This window comes from Catenibacterium faecis (assembly GCF_014306455.1).
GTDB lineage: Bacteria > Bacillota_I > Bacilli_A > Erysipelotrichales > Coprobacillaceae > Catenibacterium > Catenibacterium mitsuoka_A.
Window position 1 is genome coordinate 1 of sequence record NZ_JACRWG010000023.1, and the last position, 15,614, is coordinate 15,614.

The 15,614-nt window shown below is 33.5% G+C and carries 14 protein-coding genes; 8 read left to right on the forward strand and 6 right to left on the reverse strand.

Going from position 1 to position 15,614, the window contains the following annotated elements:
- Nucleotides 1–185: 185 nt before the first annotated feature.
- Nucleotides 186–626 carry an HTH domain-containing protein gene (locus H8909_RS06550; protein ID WP_202985917.1) on the forward strand — a complete coding sequence of 147 codons (441 nt, stop codon included), beginning with the start codon at nt 186–188 and terminating at the stop codon, nt 624–626.
- Between the two features lie 279 nt (nt 627–905).
- Here H8909_RS06550 and mnmE read toward each other — a convergent pair whose 3' ends face one another.
- The 6 genes from mnmE to rpmH form a co-directional block, all read right to left on the reverse strand.
- A complete protein-coding gene (gene mnmE / locus H8909_RS06555) occupies nt 906–2,237 on the reverse strand; it encodes a tRNA uridine-5-carboxymethylaminomethyl(34) synthesis GTPase MnmE (RefSeq protein ID WP_022424775.1) in 1,332 nt (443 codons plus the stop codon).
- 2 nt (nt 2,238–2,239) lie between these two features.
- The gene (locus H8909_RS06560; RefSeq protein ID WP_187012249.1) at nt 2,240–3,571 is read right to left on the reverse strand and encodes an MATE family efflux transporter; all 1,332 of its coding nucleotides are present in this window, start codon (nt 3,569–3,571) and stop codon (nt 2,240–2,242) included.
- Between the two features lie 62 nt (nt 3,572–3,633).
- Nucleotides 3,634–4,233: a Jag family protein gene (locus tag H8909_RS06565; RefSeq protein WP_055232937.1), complete on the reverse strand. Its 600-nt coding sequence runs from the start codon at nt 4,231–4,233 to the stop codon at nt 3,634–3,636.
- A gap of 5 nt (nt 4,234–4,238) precedes the next feature.
- Nucleotides 4,239–5,120, reverse strand: a complete 882-nt coding sequence (locus H8909_RS06570; RefSeq protein ID WP_117459281.1) for a YidC/Oxa1 family membrane protein insertase — start codon at nt 5,118–5,120, stop codon at nt 4,239–4,241.
- A 2-nt stretch (nt 5,121–5,122) separates the two neighbouring features.
- Nucleotides 5,123–5,461: a ribonuclease P protein component gene (gene rnpA / locus H8909_RS06575; RefSeq protein WP_006504671.1), complete on the reverse strand. Its 339-nt coding sequence runs from the start codon at nt 5,459–5,461 to the stop codon at nt 5,123–5,125.
- Between the two features lie 40 nt (nt 5,462–5,501).
- Complete coding sequence (gene rpmH, locus H8909_RS06580) at nt 5,502–5,636, reverse strand: 50S ribosomal protein L34 (protein ID WP_006504672.1); 135 nt, start codon at nt 5,634–5,636, stop codon at nt 5,502–5,504.
- A 532-nt stretch (nt 5,637–6,168) separates the two neighbouring features.
- Between rpmH and dnaA the strand changes: the two genes are divergently transcribed.
- The 7 genes from dnaA to H8909_RS06615 all read left to right on the forward strand — a co-directional run bounded on the left by dnaA (nt 6,169) and on the right by H8909_RS06615 (nt 15,589).
- The gene (gene dnaA / locus H8909_RS06585) at nt 6,169–7,521 is read left to right on the forward strand and encodes a chromosomal replication initiator protein DnaA (protein WP_238928241.1); all 1,353 of its coding nucleotides are present in this window, start codon (nt 6,169–6,171) and stop codon (nt 7,519–7,521) included.
- Nucleotides 7,522–7,659: 138 nt separating this feature from the next.
- A complete protein-coding gene (gene dnaN, locus H8909_RS06590) occupies nt 7,660–8,763 on the forward strand; it encodes a DNA polymerase III subunit beta (RefSeq protein WP_187012251.1) in 1,104 nt (367 codons plus the stop codon).
- Nucleotides 8,764–8,933: 170 nt separating this feature from the next.
- Nucleotides 8,934–9,155 (forward strand): RNA-binding S4 domain-containing protein, encoded by a 222-nt coding sequence (locus tag H8909_RS06595; RefSeq protein WP_022424781.1) that lies wholly within the window; start codon nt 8,934–8,936, stop codon nt 9,153–9,155.
- Nucleotides 9,136–10,230, forward strand: a complete 1,095-nt coding sequence (gene recF / locus H8909_RS06600; protein WP_022424782.1) for a DNA replication/repair protein RecF — start codon at nt 9,136–9,138, stop codon at nt 10,228–10,230. The genes H8909_RS06595 and recF overlap by 20 nt, the downstream gene beginning before the upstream one ends.
- Nucleotides 10,231–12,156: a DNA topoisomerase (ATP-hydrolyzing) subunit B gene (gene gyrB / locus H8909_RS06605; protein WP_187012252.1), complete on the forward strand. Its 1,926-nt coding sequence runs from the start codon at nt 10,231–10,233 to the stop codon at nt 12,154–12,156.
- A 14-nt stretch (nt 12,157–12,170) separates the two neighbouring features.
- Nucleotides 12,171–14,618: a DNA gyrase subunit A gene (gyrA, locus tag H8909_RS06610; protein WP_187012253.1), complete on the forward strand. Its 2,448-nt coding sequence runs from the start codon at nt 12,171–12,173 to the stop codon at nt 14,616–14,618.
- A 65-nt stretch (nt 14,619–14,683) separates the two neighbouring features.
- Nucleotides 14,684–15,589 carry an AEC family transporter gene (locus H8909_RS06615; protein ID WP_117459760.1) on the forward strand — a complete coding sequence of 302 codons (906 nt, stop codon included), beginning with the start codon at nt 14,684–14,686 and terminating at the stop codon, nt 15,587–15,589.
- The last annotated feature ends 25 nt before the right edge of the window (nt 15,590–15,614 follow it).

Here is a 15,614-nt window from a genome sequence, read left to right on the forward strand (position 1 = left end):
AGATTGACTATACTTCCTTACGAAAGTAGAAATTTACCGTTAATGTGGTCGCTGGACTGCTTGGTAATGAAAGTTCTGATTCAAATAGATTTACACTTGTAACTCCAAAGTCTGAAAATAATGTACGATTACAAGCTACACTTGGCAATCAGAACCCCACGGGCTTGCCCGTGGGAGTAGTCAGTATGCCAAATCTTAATTATTGTGATAAAAAGGAAGACAGTTTAAATGACCAAAATAGGACTGATGACATAATAAATGACACATTAAATGTTCAAAAAGGTGCTGATGACATAATAAATGACACAATAAATATTCAAAAAGGTGCTGGTGACATAATAAATGATCAAGATGGCACCAATCACAAAATAAATACTCAAGATGGTACTGATAACATAATAAATCATCAAAGTGATGTGAAAGATGAGATAGAACTAACTATGGAAGAAATAAAAATACTAGAAATAATGAAAAATAAACCAGACATTACAATTAAACAATTAACAGTAATATTGTCAGGTATTAGTAATAGAACAATTACAAGAAATATTGTTATATTAAAGAAAAAAGGACTTTTAGAAAGAGTTGGTTCAAGGAAAAAGGGTTATTGGGAGGTTAAACGTTAAATTAAAGGAGGAAAAAAACTTGCTTCATTTGTACTTACCATAGACCTATGAGACAATCTAATTATACTCATTCCATTCATTTGCTTTAATAAACCTTTAATAAAAACAGCTGAATTCTTGACAAAAATTCATAATTTCATATAATTTATTCGAAGGTAGAAATACCTTATCAGTACGGCTCCTACCGCCACAAGAGTAGGGCGTTAAAGTATGGAAGGGAGAAAACCTTCCTTTTATTTTCAATAGAAAAATCCTCTAGGCCATACCTAGAGGATCTTTTTACTTTCCTATACAAAATCTCTTAAACAATTCATCAAGTAAATCTTCTTTAGCCTGTTCACCTAAAATCTCTTTTAAGTTCTCCCAGCTATCATATAAATCAGTCACAATCAAGTCTGTAGGAATACCATCCTCCATGGCCTGAATCGCAACATTTAATGACTGTGAAGCTTTCTCTAATAACTGTACCTGTCTTTGATTCGCAAGTACCTGTGCCTGAGAATTAGTAATAGCGCTAAAGTCAAATTCATCTTTAATATGTTGAATGAGTTCATCTATATGATTCTCTTTAGCACTAATATGAATACCTTCTGTATCAATCACACATCCCTTATCAGACTTATTGATTAATACAATTCTATTTAATCCTTCAGTACGTTCTAATAGTTCCTTATCTTCTGCCTCTATTGGTCTAGAACCATCTAATACAACTAGCACTAAATCAGCCTGATCAATCAAAGATAACGACTTCTTAACACCCATATGTTCAATCTTATCTTCTGTTTCTCTAATACCTGCTGTATCAATCATATTTAATACAATATCATTTAAACGAATAGAACCTTCTACTACATCTCTAGTCGTTCCTGCAATATCAGTTACGATGGCTTTATCTTCTTCTAATAATGCATTCAATAAACTAGACTTACCAACATTAGGTTTCCCTACAATGACAGTAGAAATACCATCCTTTATTAAATGCATATTTTTAGAACGATCAAGAATATCATCCATCTTCTTTCTTAAAGATACAGAACCAGGTAACAGTTTTTCAGCTGTTAGTTCTTCTATATCTTCATATTCTGGATAATCAATGTTTACTTCAATCTGAGTAATAATTTTAATTAAATCTTCTTTTAAGTCTTTAATGAAGTTTGTGATATTCCCCTGTATTCCTTTTAATGCCAGTTTAGCTGCCTGATCATTATTAGCTGTAATTAAATCACTAATCGCTTCTGCCTGGGATAAATCAATACGTCCATTTAAGAATGCACGCTTAGAGAATTCTCCATGCTCAGCCATTCTAGCGCCTTTCTTTAAACATAAAGAAAGAACTTTATTCGTAATAAAGACACCACCATGACAGTTAATTTCTACCATTTCTTCACCAGTAAATGTATGTTGTCCACGATAGATAGAAATAAGTACTTCATCTACTTTCTCTTCACCATCTACAATATAGCCATAAGAAATAGTCTGAGACTTCTTATTTAGATTACCTGTAAAAAAGCTTTGAACAAAATCAATACACCCTTTACCTGATATACGAATAATAGAAATAGCGGCTTCTAATCGAGATGTCGCAATAGCACAAATAATATCATCATTCATCGTCATACCTCCTTAAGTGTTCTTTTCTTATACTTATAGAACCAAATAAAATTAACCAAACCTTTAATAATACCTGAGAAAGAAATAACCCACCAGATACCATTCAAATGGAATGTATTTAATATTAATAAAATAGCTGGAATACGTCCTAAAGTGAATATAATGCTGGTGATAGAAGGAGGAATTGTTTCTCCTAATCCACTAAAGGCTCCAGAAATCATTAATTCTAGAATCATAAATGTTTCAGATAGACCTACAATACGTAGATAGTTTTCTCCAATTTGAGTTACCATTAAATCATCAGTAAAGAAGCCATAAATCACATGAGGGAAGAAGACCATCAAGCTTGTACATACAATACCCCATAGTATAGAGAATACCAGCATTGTACGATATCCTTTTTCTACACGATCATACTTACCAGCTCCATAGTTCTGACTAATAAATGCATTAATAGATGTCTGGAATCCAGTTGCCATACACCAAGAAATGTTTTCTACCTGTGTACCAACCTTCTGTGCTGCAACAGCTGCATCTCCAAACTCAGCTACAAATGCAGCCACTACCATTGAACATACAGAAAATAACATACTCTGTAATCCTAATGGAAAACCAATTCTAAGTATATTCTTATAATAAAACTTTGAATAAACCTTCTTCAATGAAATATGTTTAAGTAATGTATTCTTCTTAAAGTTATGTCTCATAAATAATAGGAATACAGAAACTTGAGCTAATACTGTCGCAAGTGCTGCACCTACAACACCTAGATCACATACAAAGATAAAGAATGGGTCTAAAACAATATTCAATAACAAACCAACACTATTACACTGAAATGGTGTCTGACTATCACCAGAGGCATTTAGAATACCAGTCATAATAATATTTAAGAAGTTAAAAATGATCAAACCACATGTAATACGTAAATAGTTAATAGCCTGATTAATAGTGGCTTGTGATGATAAGCCAAATAAACCAATAAAGAAACTTGAGAATACAACTGTACAGAAAGAGAATAATAGTGCGAATATAATCCCTAACTGAATCGCAGATGAAGCATAATCTGTAGCTGCTTCTTGATTACCTGCACCTAATGAATGTCCTGTTTTAACTTGTCCACCCTGTGTCGCAATCATTGCGAGTCCCTGCGATAACCAGCTAAACATACCTGCTACACCAACTGCTGCAATAGAGGAAGCACCAAGCTTTCCAATCCAAAGCATATCAATCAGTGCATAAGCCATTTCTAGAAATGATGTACCAATAATAGGTAGTGTTAATTTTATAAGAAGAGGGACAATACGTCCTTCTAATAAATTCAATTTTTTCATGCGCATCTCCCTTCCTATCCATTCTATCAAAAGAATGAAAAAAAAAGAAGGCAGAGCCTTCTTTAATCAACATAATAAATTTCTAAGTAACGGTTTTTACCTTCACCGTGTGACTGTGTTGCAAGATGTGGCATTTCCGCAATCACCTGATGAATGACTTTTCTTTCGTCAGCTGGTAGAGGATCTAACTTCATATTGATCTTAGAATGTTGTACTTTCTTACCAAAACGTTTAGCCATTGCAGCAACCTTCTGGTATCTCTGTTCCTTATAACCATTGATATCTACAGAGATTTCAATACGCTGTTTGAACTGAGTATTCACAGCACTCTTAGTAATGAAGTTTAATGCTCTTAAAATAACACCATTCTTACCAATCACAACTGAGTTATTACTTGTTTCTACATTACAATAGATACGATCATCCTGTTTGAAGACAGTAGTCTGTGTTTCGAAACCTAAAGAGCTTAATGTTCTTTCTACAAACTGACCTACATATTCTTCAACCATGGATTCACACCATCCAGCAATAACAACTTTCTTACTGAATAATCCCTTATGAACTTCAACAACTTCATAATGGAATTCTTCTGGTGTAATACCTAAGTCCTGACAAGCACGATTTAATGCTTCTTCTTCTGTTTTAGCTTCATAAGTATTCATAATGATTACCTAATTACATTAGTGTCTTTCTGATTTTCTTGCTTTTCAATATACTGAATCTGAATAAATACTGTTCTAACTACAGTAATTAAGTTAGTTGTAATCCAATAGAATGACATAGCTGTTGGCATGATTAAACCAAAGTAGATGATCATTAATGTCATTACGATATTCATAGTCTTCATCTGGTTCTGCTGAGCAGAAGGTTTATACTTCTTGTTTCTCTTCAACATTAAGTTGTTGATTTCAATAGCGAAGAACTGAGATAAAGCCATAACTAAAATAACAGCAATATAAATGAATTTACCACTAGTAATCTGAGATAAAGGTGTTAAACCTAAATTCATACCAAATGCCTGTGATGTATACAAGATCTGGATTCTCTGAACAGCACCATACATTGCGAACATGATAGGTAATGTTAAGAAAGTCCATAATGAACCAAACATAGAAACGTTATTTTTCTTATATAAGTTCATAATTTCATTCTGCATACGCATCTGACTAGTCTGATCATTCTTACCACGATACTTGTTCTGGATTCTTTCCATTTCTGGCTGAAGCATCTGCATCTTCTGTGTAGAAATAGTAGACTTGATCATAACTGGTAAGATAATCAAGTTGATAAGAATAGTCATTAAGATGACACCCCATAAGACATTACCTGTCCATGAAGTGATTAATAGGATTCCCTTTGCGATAGGAATTGTAAGAATAAAATCAAAAAATCCTGCTTTTAGTGACCATGGTGTTGATTCAGTGATAGCACGGCTTGCTAATAAATGACCGTTCTTGTCAACATTACTTGTACACCCTGTAAAAATGAACACTAAAGCAATCACCGCAAAGATCTTTAAGTACTTCTTTGTACGAGGATCTAATACCATTTTTACTTCTCCATTCTTTTTTTCATTTTTAAATATAGATTTTGAAGAGATTTCTTGTTCTGTTCAAAATCATTCTGAGAATAGGGTTTTCTAACAATCAGAATGTAATCATTATGGTCTTCTTTTGTGAACAATTCATGAACCATCATTCTCACTTGTCTCTTAGTCTTGTTTCTGGCAACGGCATTCCCTATTTTCTTACCGACTGATAAACCAATACGCATATGCTCTAGATCATTAGGATTCCAATATAATACAAACTCTCTATTCGCTACGCTTTTTCTTTTCTTTATAATGGTTTCAAATTCAGTACTTTTCTTTACACGTAACTCTTTTTTCATATTTCTTTTAGAAAAAAAACCACATTAAAGTGGATTTTTTTTAGGCAGATAATACTTTTCTTCCTTTTTTACGACGTCTAGCGATAACTTTACGTCCACCTACAGTTGCCATTCTAGCTCTGAAGCCATGAGTCTTAGCTCTTTTTCTTTTATTTGGCTGATATGTTCTTTTCATTCTTTTTACACCTCCAATATGTAGCTACTTTTTTTATACTACATAACATATGCAGTGTCATTATATGGGAAATACTATTTCAAGTCAATATTATTTATAAGAAATTTTGGCTTATATTCAACAGTTTTTGCTTCTTCACAGCTATTTTCCACACTTCATTCCCCATTGGAATTCATTCATTCACATATTGTGTAAAACGTTCATTTTTCTTCTATATAACATATTTTTTTATGTGCACAATATTATGAATAACTGGTGAATAGAGGAAATACTGCACATATATTCACAATTTTACGCGTGCAAAGATTATTTTTAAATATTCTCAATATTTGTGAATAAGTGTGAAGAATTCAAAAAATCGTGTTAAGTTCACATTAAAAATGTGAATATCTCGTGAAAAATTATCTGAATAACCTATGAATAACTACTTATTCACTATTTTTTGTGCACATCCATGCTGTGAATAATCAATATTCACTAGTCATTAGTCACATTTTCTTTTATAATGAGGGGTGCAAAGGAAGGTGAATATATGGACAACTTAAAGCAGTTCTGGACAGAAACCCTCAATCGCTATGGAGAAAACAGTGACGATAAGATTGTATTCGACTCAATATTCACCCAGACAGAGGCTAAAGAACTGCAGAACAATGAATTAATTATTACTATAGAATCGGTTTTTAATAAGACCTTTATTGAGGATGCAAGTGAACAGCTTGCAGAATTCTTCTATGAAGTGTCAGGTATTAAAGCCACTATAAAGGTAATGTCAAACCAGGAATATGACAACATGAATAAGGCAAAGGCTCCTGTAGTAGAAGTTAAGGAAGAAGTAGAAGATTTTGATGATCATTTAAGTGCAGATCTTACTTTTGATAACTTTGTTGTGGGTAATTGTAATAGAATTGCTCAAAATGCAGCACTTGCTGTCGCATTAAAACCTGGTACATATAATCCTTTATTCCTTCATAGTAATTCCGGACTTGGAAAGACACATTTGTTGAATGCGATTGGTAACTATGTGAAAACTAAATTTCCAGGTAAACGTATTCTTTATACAAATGCAGAAGCATTTGTGAATGATTATGTAGAAGCTATTGGCAATAATACGATTGCGTCTTTTAATCGTCGTTATCGTAGTGTGGATATATTATTGATTGATGATATCCAGTTTATTGCGAATAAAGAGGGAAGTATGGAGATGTTCTTCAATATCTTCAATACTTTACAACATTCAGGAAAACAGATTGTTATTACGAGTGATAAACCTCCTGTAGAGCTAAAAGGGATGGAAAACCGCCTTGTTTCTCGTTTTAGACAGGGGTTAACAGTAACTATTGATAATCCTGAATTTGAAACAGCTAAAGCTATCTTAAAGAAAAAGATTGAATCACGTATGATTGATTATCCTATTGATGAAGAAGTATTAGATTTTATTGCTTCTCATTTCAATAAGGATGTCAGAGACTTAGAAGGCGCTGTTACAACACTTCTATTCTATAAAGTAGTTTGTGGACAAAATCTTGATCATATCAGCTTAGATTTTGCTTTAGAAGCATTTGATAATCCTGATAACACAACGACAATTACTAAAAAAGAAGCGACTCCTGACACAATTAAGGAAACAGTTGCTTCTTACTACAATCTATCAGTGACTCAGTTAACGAGTAAATCACGTACAAACAACATTATTACGGCAAGACATATCGCGATGTATCTTGTTAGAGAGCTCGTTCCTGATATTTCCTATATCCAGATTGGACAGGAATTTGGAGGAAGAGATCATTCCACAATCATGAAAGCTTGTTCTAAAGTTAAGAAGAAGATGAAACAGGATCCTAACTATAAAACAGCGATCAATGATTTAATGGAACGCTTAAGTTAAGCACACGTATGCACAACTTGTGCACCGTCAAAAATGAGAATTCTTTTGAAATACTCAATAAAAACGCAACTTATGCACATTATGCACAGTATTATTATAATTATTCTTTAATTAATAAAATAAATAAAGGAGAAAAAAATGGATTTTAATATTAATAGACTTGTCTTATTAGATGCACTTACTAAGGTTTCTAGAGCTGTTTCCTTAAAGAGTCCTTTACCTATCTTAACAGGTATTAAGTTTGACTTATTAGAAAATGGTTTAGTATTGACTGCATCTGATAGTGATATCAGTATTCAGACTACAATTAATGAAGGTATTATTATTAACCAGACTGGATCTGTTGTTTTATCTTCTAAGTATATCTTAGAAATTATTCGTAAGATTGATGGCGATACAGTTCATATTCAGGTAGTAGATGGTACTTTAACTCGTATTACTTCAGAAAGTTCTTTATTTGATTTAAATGGTTCTAAGTCTTTTGACTTCCCACGTATTGATTTAAATAAGAATGGTAAACACTTCTCTATGAAGTCTTATGATTTCAAAAAGATTATTGAAAAGACTTTATTTGCCACAAGTGAACAAGAAACTAGACCAGTACTTACTGGTGTGAATTTCAAAGTAGATCAGCATAAGCTTGTATGTATTGCGACTGATAGTTATCGTTTAGCTCAGGTAAGCATGCCAATTGAAGATGATATTCAGTTTAATATTGTTATTCCTAAGAAGTCTTTAAATCAGATTATTCATATTATTGAAAAAGATGAAATGATTGATCTTTATGTATCTGATCGTAAAGTATTATTTGTGATTGGTCAGTATCTTGTATTAACTCGTTTAATTGATGGTACTTATCCTAATACATCACGTTTAGTAGAAGATCAGGGTTCTTATACTATGTCTATCAATAGTTCAGCATTACTTGGTGCTATCAGCCGTGCTTCTTTACTATCTGATGAACAGAGTAATATTGTAAAACTAACAATGTCTCCTGATGAGAATGTTCTTTCTTCTTATTCACAGGAAATCGGTTCAGTAGAAGAAAACTTAACAAAAGCATTCTATAAAGGTGAACCAATGACTATTTCATTTAGTGCAAAGTATTTAGCTGATGCGATCCGTTCTATTGGTACAGAAACTATTCAGCTACGCTTTACTGAAAAGATGAGACCTTTCCAGATTACTGGTTTAGATGTAAATGATAACATTCAGGTTGTTCTTCCAGTAAGAACTTACTAGGTAAAATAAAGGGTCTATTCTCTTATTTGGGTAAAATTTGGCTTGTAATTGAAATTTGTAGGAAAATGGAGTTTATCTCTCCCTTGAAAAAAGGGGCTATAAACTTCTTTTTTTTATGTTTTTGTGCTATAATGTAGAAAGCGAAATTAGCGCAAAGGATGTGTGATGAAATGAAAGAAGTCTTAATACATACTGAATATATTACTTTAGGTCAGGCTATGAAATTATGTGGAGAAGCACAAAGTGGCATTGAAGCAAAGATTATGATTCAGGAAGGTCATGTTCTTGTAAATGGAGAAGTAGACCGTAGACGTGGTAAGAAACTAAGAGATGGTGATGTGTTTGAAGTAGATCGTCGCCAGTATGTAATCCATGGAAATCAAAACGCTTAATCTGATTCAATTTCGTAATTATGAAAAGCAAACCTTTCATTTTCATCCACTGGTTAATATTATCATTGGGGATAATGCACAGGGTAAAACGAATATACTTGAAGCGATTTATCTCTTGTCTACTACAAGAAGCTTCAAGTCCCGTATGCTTGATGAATTGATCATGTTCGATCAGTCTTATACACGTGTGTCAGGTCATGTTGTAAATGGTACACGTCCGTACGATTTAAAGGTTGTCGTGTCTAAAGAAGGCAAGAAGGCTTTTATTAATGATAAGGCTGTGAGTAAGACAAGTGATTATCTGGGTTATTTTAATGTGATCTTATTTACTCCTCAGGATCTCCAGTTGATTAAAGGATCTCCTAAGATGAGACGTACTTTGATAGATACTGAGATTTCTAAGATTTCACCAATCTATATGTTTAACTTGAATAAATATAATAAGTTGATGAAGGAAAGAAATAAGTACTTAAAGATGCTTCATGATGGACATAAGGAACCTGATATGTATCTAGAAGTACTGAGTGAGGAGATGGCAGAATTAGAAGAAGATCTGATTCAAAGACGTATGAAGTTCATAGAGTTGTTGAATGAGATCAGTGGGCAGATGTATGCTTATATTTCTGGTAAAGAAAAGCTTGTTTTGAGATATCATACGCAGTTCAAGGATATTTCAAAAGAGGGTATTCTTGATAAATATAAAAAGAATTATAAGCGAGATATATTTCAAGGGAATACTGTAGATGGTATTCATAAGGATGATTTAAAAATCTTTTTAGATGAGAATGATGCTGGTATGTTTGCATCCCAGGGGCAGCAGAGATCTATCATCTTATCGATAAAGATTGCGTTAGTAGAAATAGTAAAGATGCAGATAGGTGAGTATCCTGTCTTGTTGTTAGATGATGTATTGAGTGAGTTAGATGAAGAGAGAAAGATGAAACTTTTGAATCTGATTGATCATAAGGTACAGACATTTATTACAACAACGCATTTTGATTTAGGTTATCATCATTCACTAGATGATGCTTTGGTTTTAAGAATAGAGAAAGGAACGTTGAAGGAGGATAAGTAAATGGAAGAAAAAGTAGAACATTATGATGAATCCGATATTCAAGTCTTAGAAGGGCTAGAAGCCGTTAGAAAGAGACCTGGTATGTATATCGGGACAACGTCTGCAAGAGGTTTACACCATCTTGTATGGGAAATAGTGGATAACTCTATCGATGAAGCACTCGCAGGCTTCTGTAATAAGATCAGAGTTGTATTATTACCAGGTGATGTTGTAAAAGTCATTGATAATGGTCGTGGTATGCCTACTGGTATGAATGCGAAGACAGGTAAGAATACAATTGAAACTATTTTTACTGTATTACATGCCGGTGGTAAATTCGGAGGAGGAGGCTATAAGGTCTCTGGTGGTCTACATGGTGTAGGTGCCTCTGTTGTAAATGCCTTGAGTGAATGGCTAGAAGTTTATGTTCACCGTGAAGGACATATTTACTATCAACGTTTTGAAAATGGTGGAACACCTGTTGGTTCTTTAAAGGTTGTAGGAGATTGTAATCAGGAAGAAACAGGAACAACTGTTATATTTAAAGCAGATCCTGAAATCTTTACTGAAACAACAGTTTATGATTATGGTGTATTAAGTCAGAGATTAAGAGAACTTGCTTTCTTAAATAAAGGCTTAAAGCTTGTATTAGAGGATGAAAGATTAGATCCTGCAAAAGTAGATGAATATCATTATGAAGGTGGTTTAAGAGAGTATGTGGCTTTCTTAAATAAGAATAAGACACCATTACATGATCGTATTATTGATTGTGAAGATACAATGAATGATATTTCCGTGGAAATAGCTATGCAGTACAATGATGGTTATCAGCCAAATATCTATTCATTCTGTAATAATATCAATACACATGAAGGTGGAACACATGAAGAAGGTTTCCGTTTAGCTTTAACACGTGTTATTAATAACTATGCAAAAAGTCACAACTTCTTAAAGGATAAAGATGACTCTTTAAGTGGTGATGACTGTCGTGAAGGTTTAACTGCAATTGTATCAGTTAAGCACCCTGATCCTCAGTATGAAGGACAGACAAAGACTAAATTAGGTAATGCGGAAGTAAGAAAGATTGTATCTACTATTCTTGCGAATGCATTGGATAAGTTCTTATTAGAAAATCCTGATACTGCAAAGATTATCATGGATAAAGTTACATTGGCTTCTAAGGCAAGAATGGCAGCGAAGCGTGCAAGAGAAATGACTCGAAGAAAGACAGCTTTAGATGTCTCTAATCTTCCTGGTAAGCTTGCAGACTGTTCTTCTAAGGATCCAAGTGAATGTGAAATATTCATTGTCGAAGGGGACTCTGCCGGAGGTAGTGCGAAATCTGGTAGAGATAGAAAGATTCAGGCTATTCTTCCTTTAAGAGGTAAGATCTTGAATGTTGAAAAAGCACGTTTAGAAAGAATTCTTGGTAATGCGGAAATTAGATCTATGATTACCGCATTTGGTACTGGTATTGGTGATGAGTTTGATATCAATAAACTACGTTATCATAAGATTGTCATCATGACCGATGCCGATGTCGATGGTGGTCATATTAGAATTTTAATGCTTACTTTCTTATATCGTTATTTAAAACCTTTAATTGAGAATGGTTATGTTTATGCTGCTCAGCCACCTCTTTATTTATTAAGACATGGTAAGGATGATCATTATTTATATAGTGATTATGAGTTAGATAAACTAAAAGAAGAACTTGGTCCTAATGCGAAATATACAATTCAGCGTTATAAAGGGCTAGGTGAAATGAATCCAGAACAGTTATGGGAAACAACTATGAATCCTGAAAATCGTGTATTAAATAGAATTCAGTTAGATGATGCAATGCAGGCTGATCAGCTATTTGATATGTTGATGGGTGAACGTGTTGAACCTAGAAGAGATTTCATTAGAGAAAATGCGAAGTATGTAGAAAATCTTGATATTTAAGGAAGGAGATAGTCATGGAACAAAGAGGTATTAAAGATATACAGTTAACAGGTGAAATGAAGAAATCATTCATGGAATATGCGATGAGTGTTATTGTGGCTAGAGCTCTTCCTGATGCGAAAGATGGTTTAAAGCCAGTACAGAGACGTATTATTCATGGTATGAATGAATTGGGCTGTTATAGTGATAAGCCTTATAAGAAGTCTGCCCGTATTGTTGGGGAAGTAATGGGGAAATATCATCCACATGGTGATAGTTCTATTTATGAAGCCCTTGTACGTATGGCACAGGATTTCTCATATAGATATATGTTGGTAGATGGACATGGTAACTTTGGTTCTATTGATGGTGATGGCGCTGCCGCAATGCGTTATACAGAATCAAGAATGTCTAAGATTGCGATGGAAATGGTAAGAGATATCAACAAGGATACTGTTGATTTTGTCCCTAACTATGATGGTGAAGAAAAGGAACCTAATGTGCTTCCTTCTCGTATTCCAAATTTATTGATTAATGGGTCTACTGGTATTGCGGTAGGTATGGCAACTAATATTCCTTCACATAACTTAGGTGAAGTGGTTGATGCGATTCTTGCTGTTTCTAAGAACCCTGATATTACAATTACAGAGTTAATGGATAATTATATCCCTGGTCCTGATTTTCCTACAGGCGCTTATATTTTAGGCCGTGGGGCTATTAAGAAAGCCTATGAGACAGGGAATGGTTTGATTGTCATGAGAGCAAAGACTGATATTGAAGATATCGGTAGCAATAAAAAAGCAATCATCGTAACTGAATTACCATATATGGTCAATAAGGCACGTTTAATTGAAAAGATTGCAGCTCATGTCAAAGAAAAGAATATCGATGGTATTACAGAATTAAGAGATGAATCTGACCGTGAAGGTATTCGTATTGTTATTGAGTTAAGAAGAGATGTACAGCCAGAAGTTATTTTAAATCAGTTATATAAGTTAACTGCATTACAGACTACTTTTGGTGTCAACAATATTGCCTTAGTGAATGGTGAACCTAAGACATTGTCTTTAAAAGAAATGATTAATGTTTACTTAGAACATCAGGAAGATGTTATTCGTAGAAGAACATTATTCGATTTAAAGAAGGCAGAAGATCGTGCACATATCTTAGATGGTTTAAAGCGTGCTATTGATCAGATTGATGCGATTATTAATTTAATTAGAAGTTCTCGTACAACAGAAATTATTCAGCAGAGATTAATGGATGAATTTGATATGTCTGAAAGACAGGCAAAGGCTATCCGTGAAATGCAGTTACAAAGACTTGCTGGATTGGAAAGAGAAAAGATTGAGAATGAATTAAATGCATTATTAGAAACAATCGCAGATTTAAAAGATATTCTTGCGAATAAAGAAAGAATTATTGCGATTATTGATCAGGAACTTCTTGAAATCAAAGCGAAGTATGGTGATAAGAGAAGAACTGAAATCATTCAGGGTTCATTTGATATTGAAGATGAAGATTTAATTCCTGAAGAAGATGTAGTTATTTCTTTAACTAATAATGGTTATGTAAAACGTATGCCTATTGATACTTATAAAGCTCAAAATAGAGGTGGTAAAGGTATCAAGGGTATGAGTACAAATAATGATGATGTTGTAGATTCATTAATGAATATGTCTACTCATGATGATTTATTGATCTTTACTAACTTTGGTAAGGTATATCGAATGAAGGGATATAATATTCCTGAATTTGGTAGACAGGCAAAGGGTCTTCCTATTATCAACTTATTGAATATGGATAAGGATGAACAGGTGAAGACTATGATCTCTATTACACCTTCTGAAGTAGATGAATCACATTTCTTATTCTTTGTGACTAAGGATGGTTTAGTAAAGAGAACTGGATTACCTGAATTCGAAAATATCAGACAGTCTGGTAAACTTGCACTCACATTACGTGAGGGTGATGAATTAGTTGATGTTAAGTTAACTAATGGTAAGAGTGAAATTCTTCTTGCAGCCGCTAATGGTAAGGCTATTCGTTTTGATGAAAATGATGTGAGACCAATGGGACGTTCTGCAAGTGGTGTTAAGGGTATGAATGTAGATGATAGTCATATTATTGGTGTGACTACAAATACTGAAGGACAAAATATCCTAATCATTACTGAAAAGGGTTATGGTAAGATGTCACCACTAGAAGAATATCGTTTATCTAAACGTGGTGGTAAAGGTGTTAAGACTGTTAATATTACTGAGAAGAATGGTGAATTAGTCAGCATTAAAGCTGTAGAAGGCAATGAAGACTTAATGATCATTACGAATGAAGGTATTATTATCAGATTACCAATGGAACAGGTAAAGAGTGCTGGAAGAGCTACACAGGGTGTAAGACTTATTAAAGTAGGTGAAGGTGCTTCTGTTTCAAGTATTACAGTAGTAGATAAAGACTCTGAAGAAGAAACGACTGAAGAATAAGAAGTTGTCACATGACAACTTCTTTTTTTCATACTATAATAAGTCCTCAAAGAGGGGAGATAAGTATGTTAGATTTACAGGTAGAAATATTTATTTTAGTAGGAATAGGCTATCTTATTTCTAAACTAGGATTGTTTAATAAACAGACTCGTAAACAGGTTACTGATTTAGTATTAAACATTGTGTTACCTGTGGCCACTGCAAAGAGTTTCTTAATTAAACTCACACCAAGTATTATGAAGACAACTCTTGTGGTATTTTTAGTCTCTATTGGTATACAGGGTCTTTATTTTATTATTAATAAGACAGCTTATAATAATCAGGAAGAAACAAAGAAGATCAACTTACAGTATGCGACTATGGTATCTAATGCAGGTTTTATGGGTATGCCATTTGCGCAGGGGTTATATGGTGATATGGGTTTACTTTATGCTTGTATTTATTTAATACCACAAAGAGTATTTATGTGGAGTTATGGTTTGTCCCATTATACAAAAGCTGATTTTAAGACAATGGTGAAGAAAGTTGCTTTACATCCATGTCTTATTGGGATTTATTTTGGTATAGTATTTATGATCATGTATTCATTAGGGTATACACTACCTTCTTTTGTGACTACAACTATGAGTTCTATAGGAGGATGTAATACCGCATTAAGTATGATTGTGATAGGAAGTATATTAAGTGATGTAGAACCTAGAGAGATATTGGATAAGGAATGTATTTATTATTCTTTTATTCGTTTGATTATGATTCCAGTAATTACTTATCTATGTTTGAGATGGACATCACTTGATCATATTGGTATTGGTGTATCAGTAGTATTGGCTGCGATGCCTGCACCAAGTACATGTGCAATGTTGGCAAATAAGTATGATAAGAACCCAGAATTCGCTTCTAAGCTTATTTTTGTATCTACTGCATTTTCTTTAGTCACATTGCCACTTATTTCATTGATGATTACTTTATAATTAATGAATAATGGTATATAATGAC

Bases quoted from the DNA above. Each gene is read 5' to 3' on its own strand.
- H8909_RS06595 (WP_022424781.1), top strand. From the start codon at position 8,934: ATGAAAGAAGTCTTAATACATACTGAATATATTACTTTAGGTCAGGCT.
- gyrB (WP_187012252.1), top strand. From the start codon at position 10,231: ATGGAAGAAAAAGTAGAACATTATGATGAATCCGATATTCAAGTCTTA.
- dnaA (WP_238928241.1), top strand. From the start codon at position 6,169: ATGGACAACTTAAAGCAGTTCTGGACAGAAACCCTCAATCGCTATGGA.
- H8909_RS06565 (WP_055232937.1), bottom strand. From the start codon at position 4,233: ATGAATACTTATGAAGCTAAAACAGAAGAAGAAGCATTAAATCGTGCT.
- recF (WP_022424782.1), top strand. From the start codon at position 9,136: ATGGAAATCAAAACGCTTAATCTGATTCAATTTCGTAATTATGAAAAG.
- rpmH (WP_006504672.1), bottom strand. From the start codon at position 5,636: ATGAAAAGAACATATCAGCCAAATAAAAGAAAAAGAGCTAAGACTCAT.
- H8909_RS06560 (WP_187012249.1), bottom strand. From the start codon at position 3,571: ATGAAAAAATTGAATTTATTAGAAGGACGTATTGTCCCTCTTCTTATA.
- dnaN (WP_187012251.1), top strand. From the start codon at position 7,660: ATGGATTTTAATATTAATAGACTTGTCTTATTAGATGCACTTACTAAG.
- H8909_RS06615 (WP_117459760.1), top strand. From the start codon at position 14,684: ATGTTAGATTTACAGGTAGAAATATTTATTTTAGTAGGAATAGGCTAT.
- gyrA (WP_187012253.1), top strand. From the start codon at position 12,171: ATGGAACAAAGAGGTATTAAAGATATACAGTTAACAGGTGAAATGAAG.
- mnmE (WP_022424775.1), bottom strand. From the start codon at position 2,237: ATGAATGATGATATTATTTGTGCTATTGCGACATCTCGATTAGAAGCC.
- H8909_RS06570 (WP_117459281.1), bottom strand. From the start codon at position 5,120: ATGGTATTAGATCCTCGTACAAAGAAGTACTTAAAGATCTTTGCGGTG.
- H8909_RS06550 (WP_202985917.1), top strand. From the start codon at position 186: ATGCCAAATCTTAATTATTGTGATAAAAAGGAAGACAGTTTAAATGAC.
- rnpA (WP_006504671.1), bottom strand. From the start codon at position 5,461: ATGAAAAAAGAGTTACGTGTAAAGAAAAGTACTGAATTTGAAACCATT.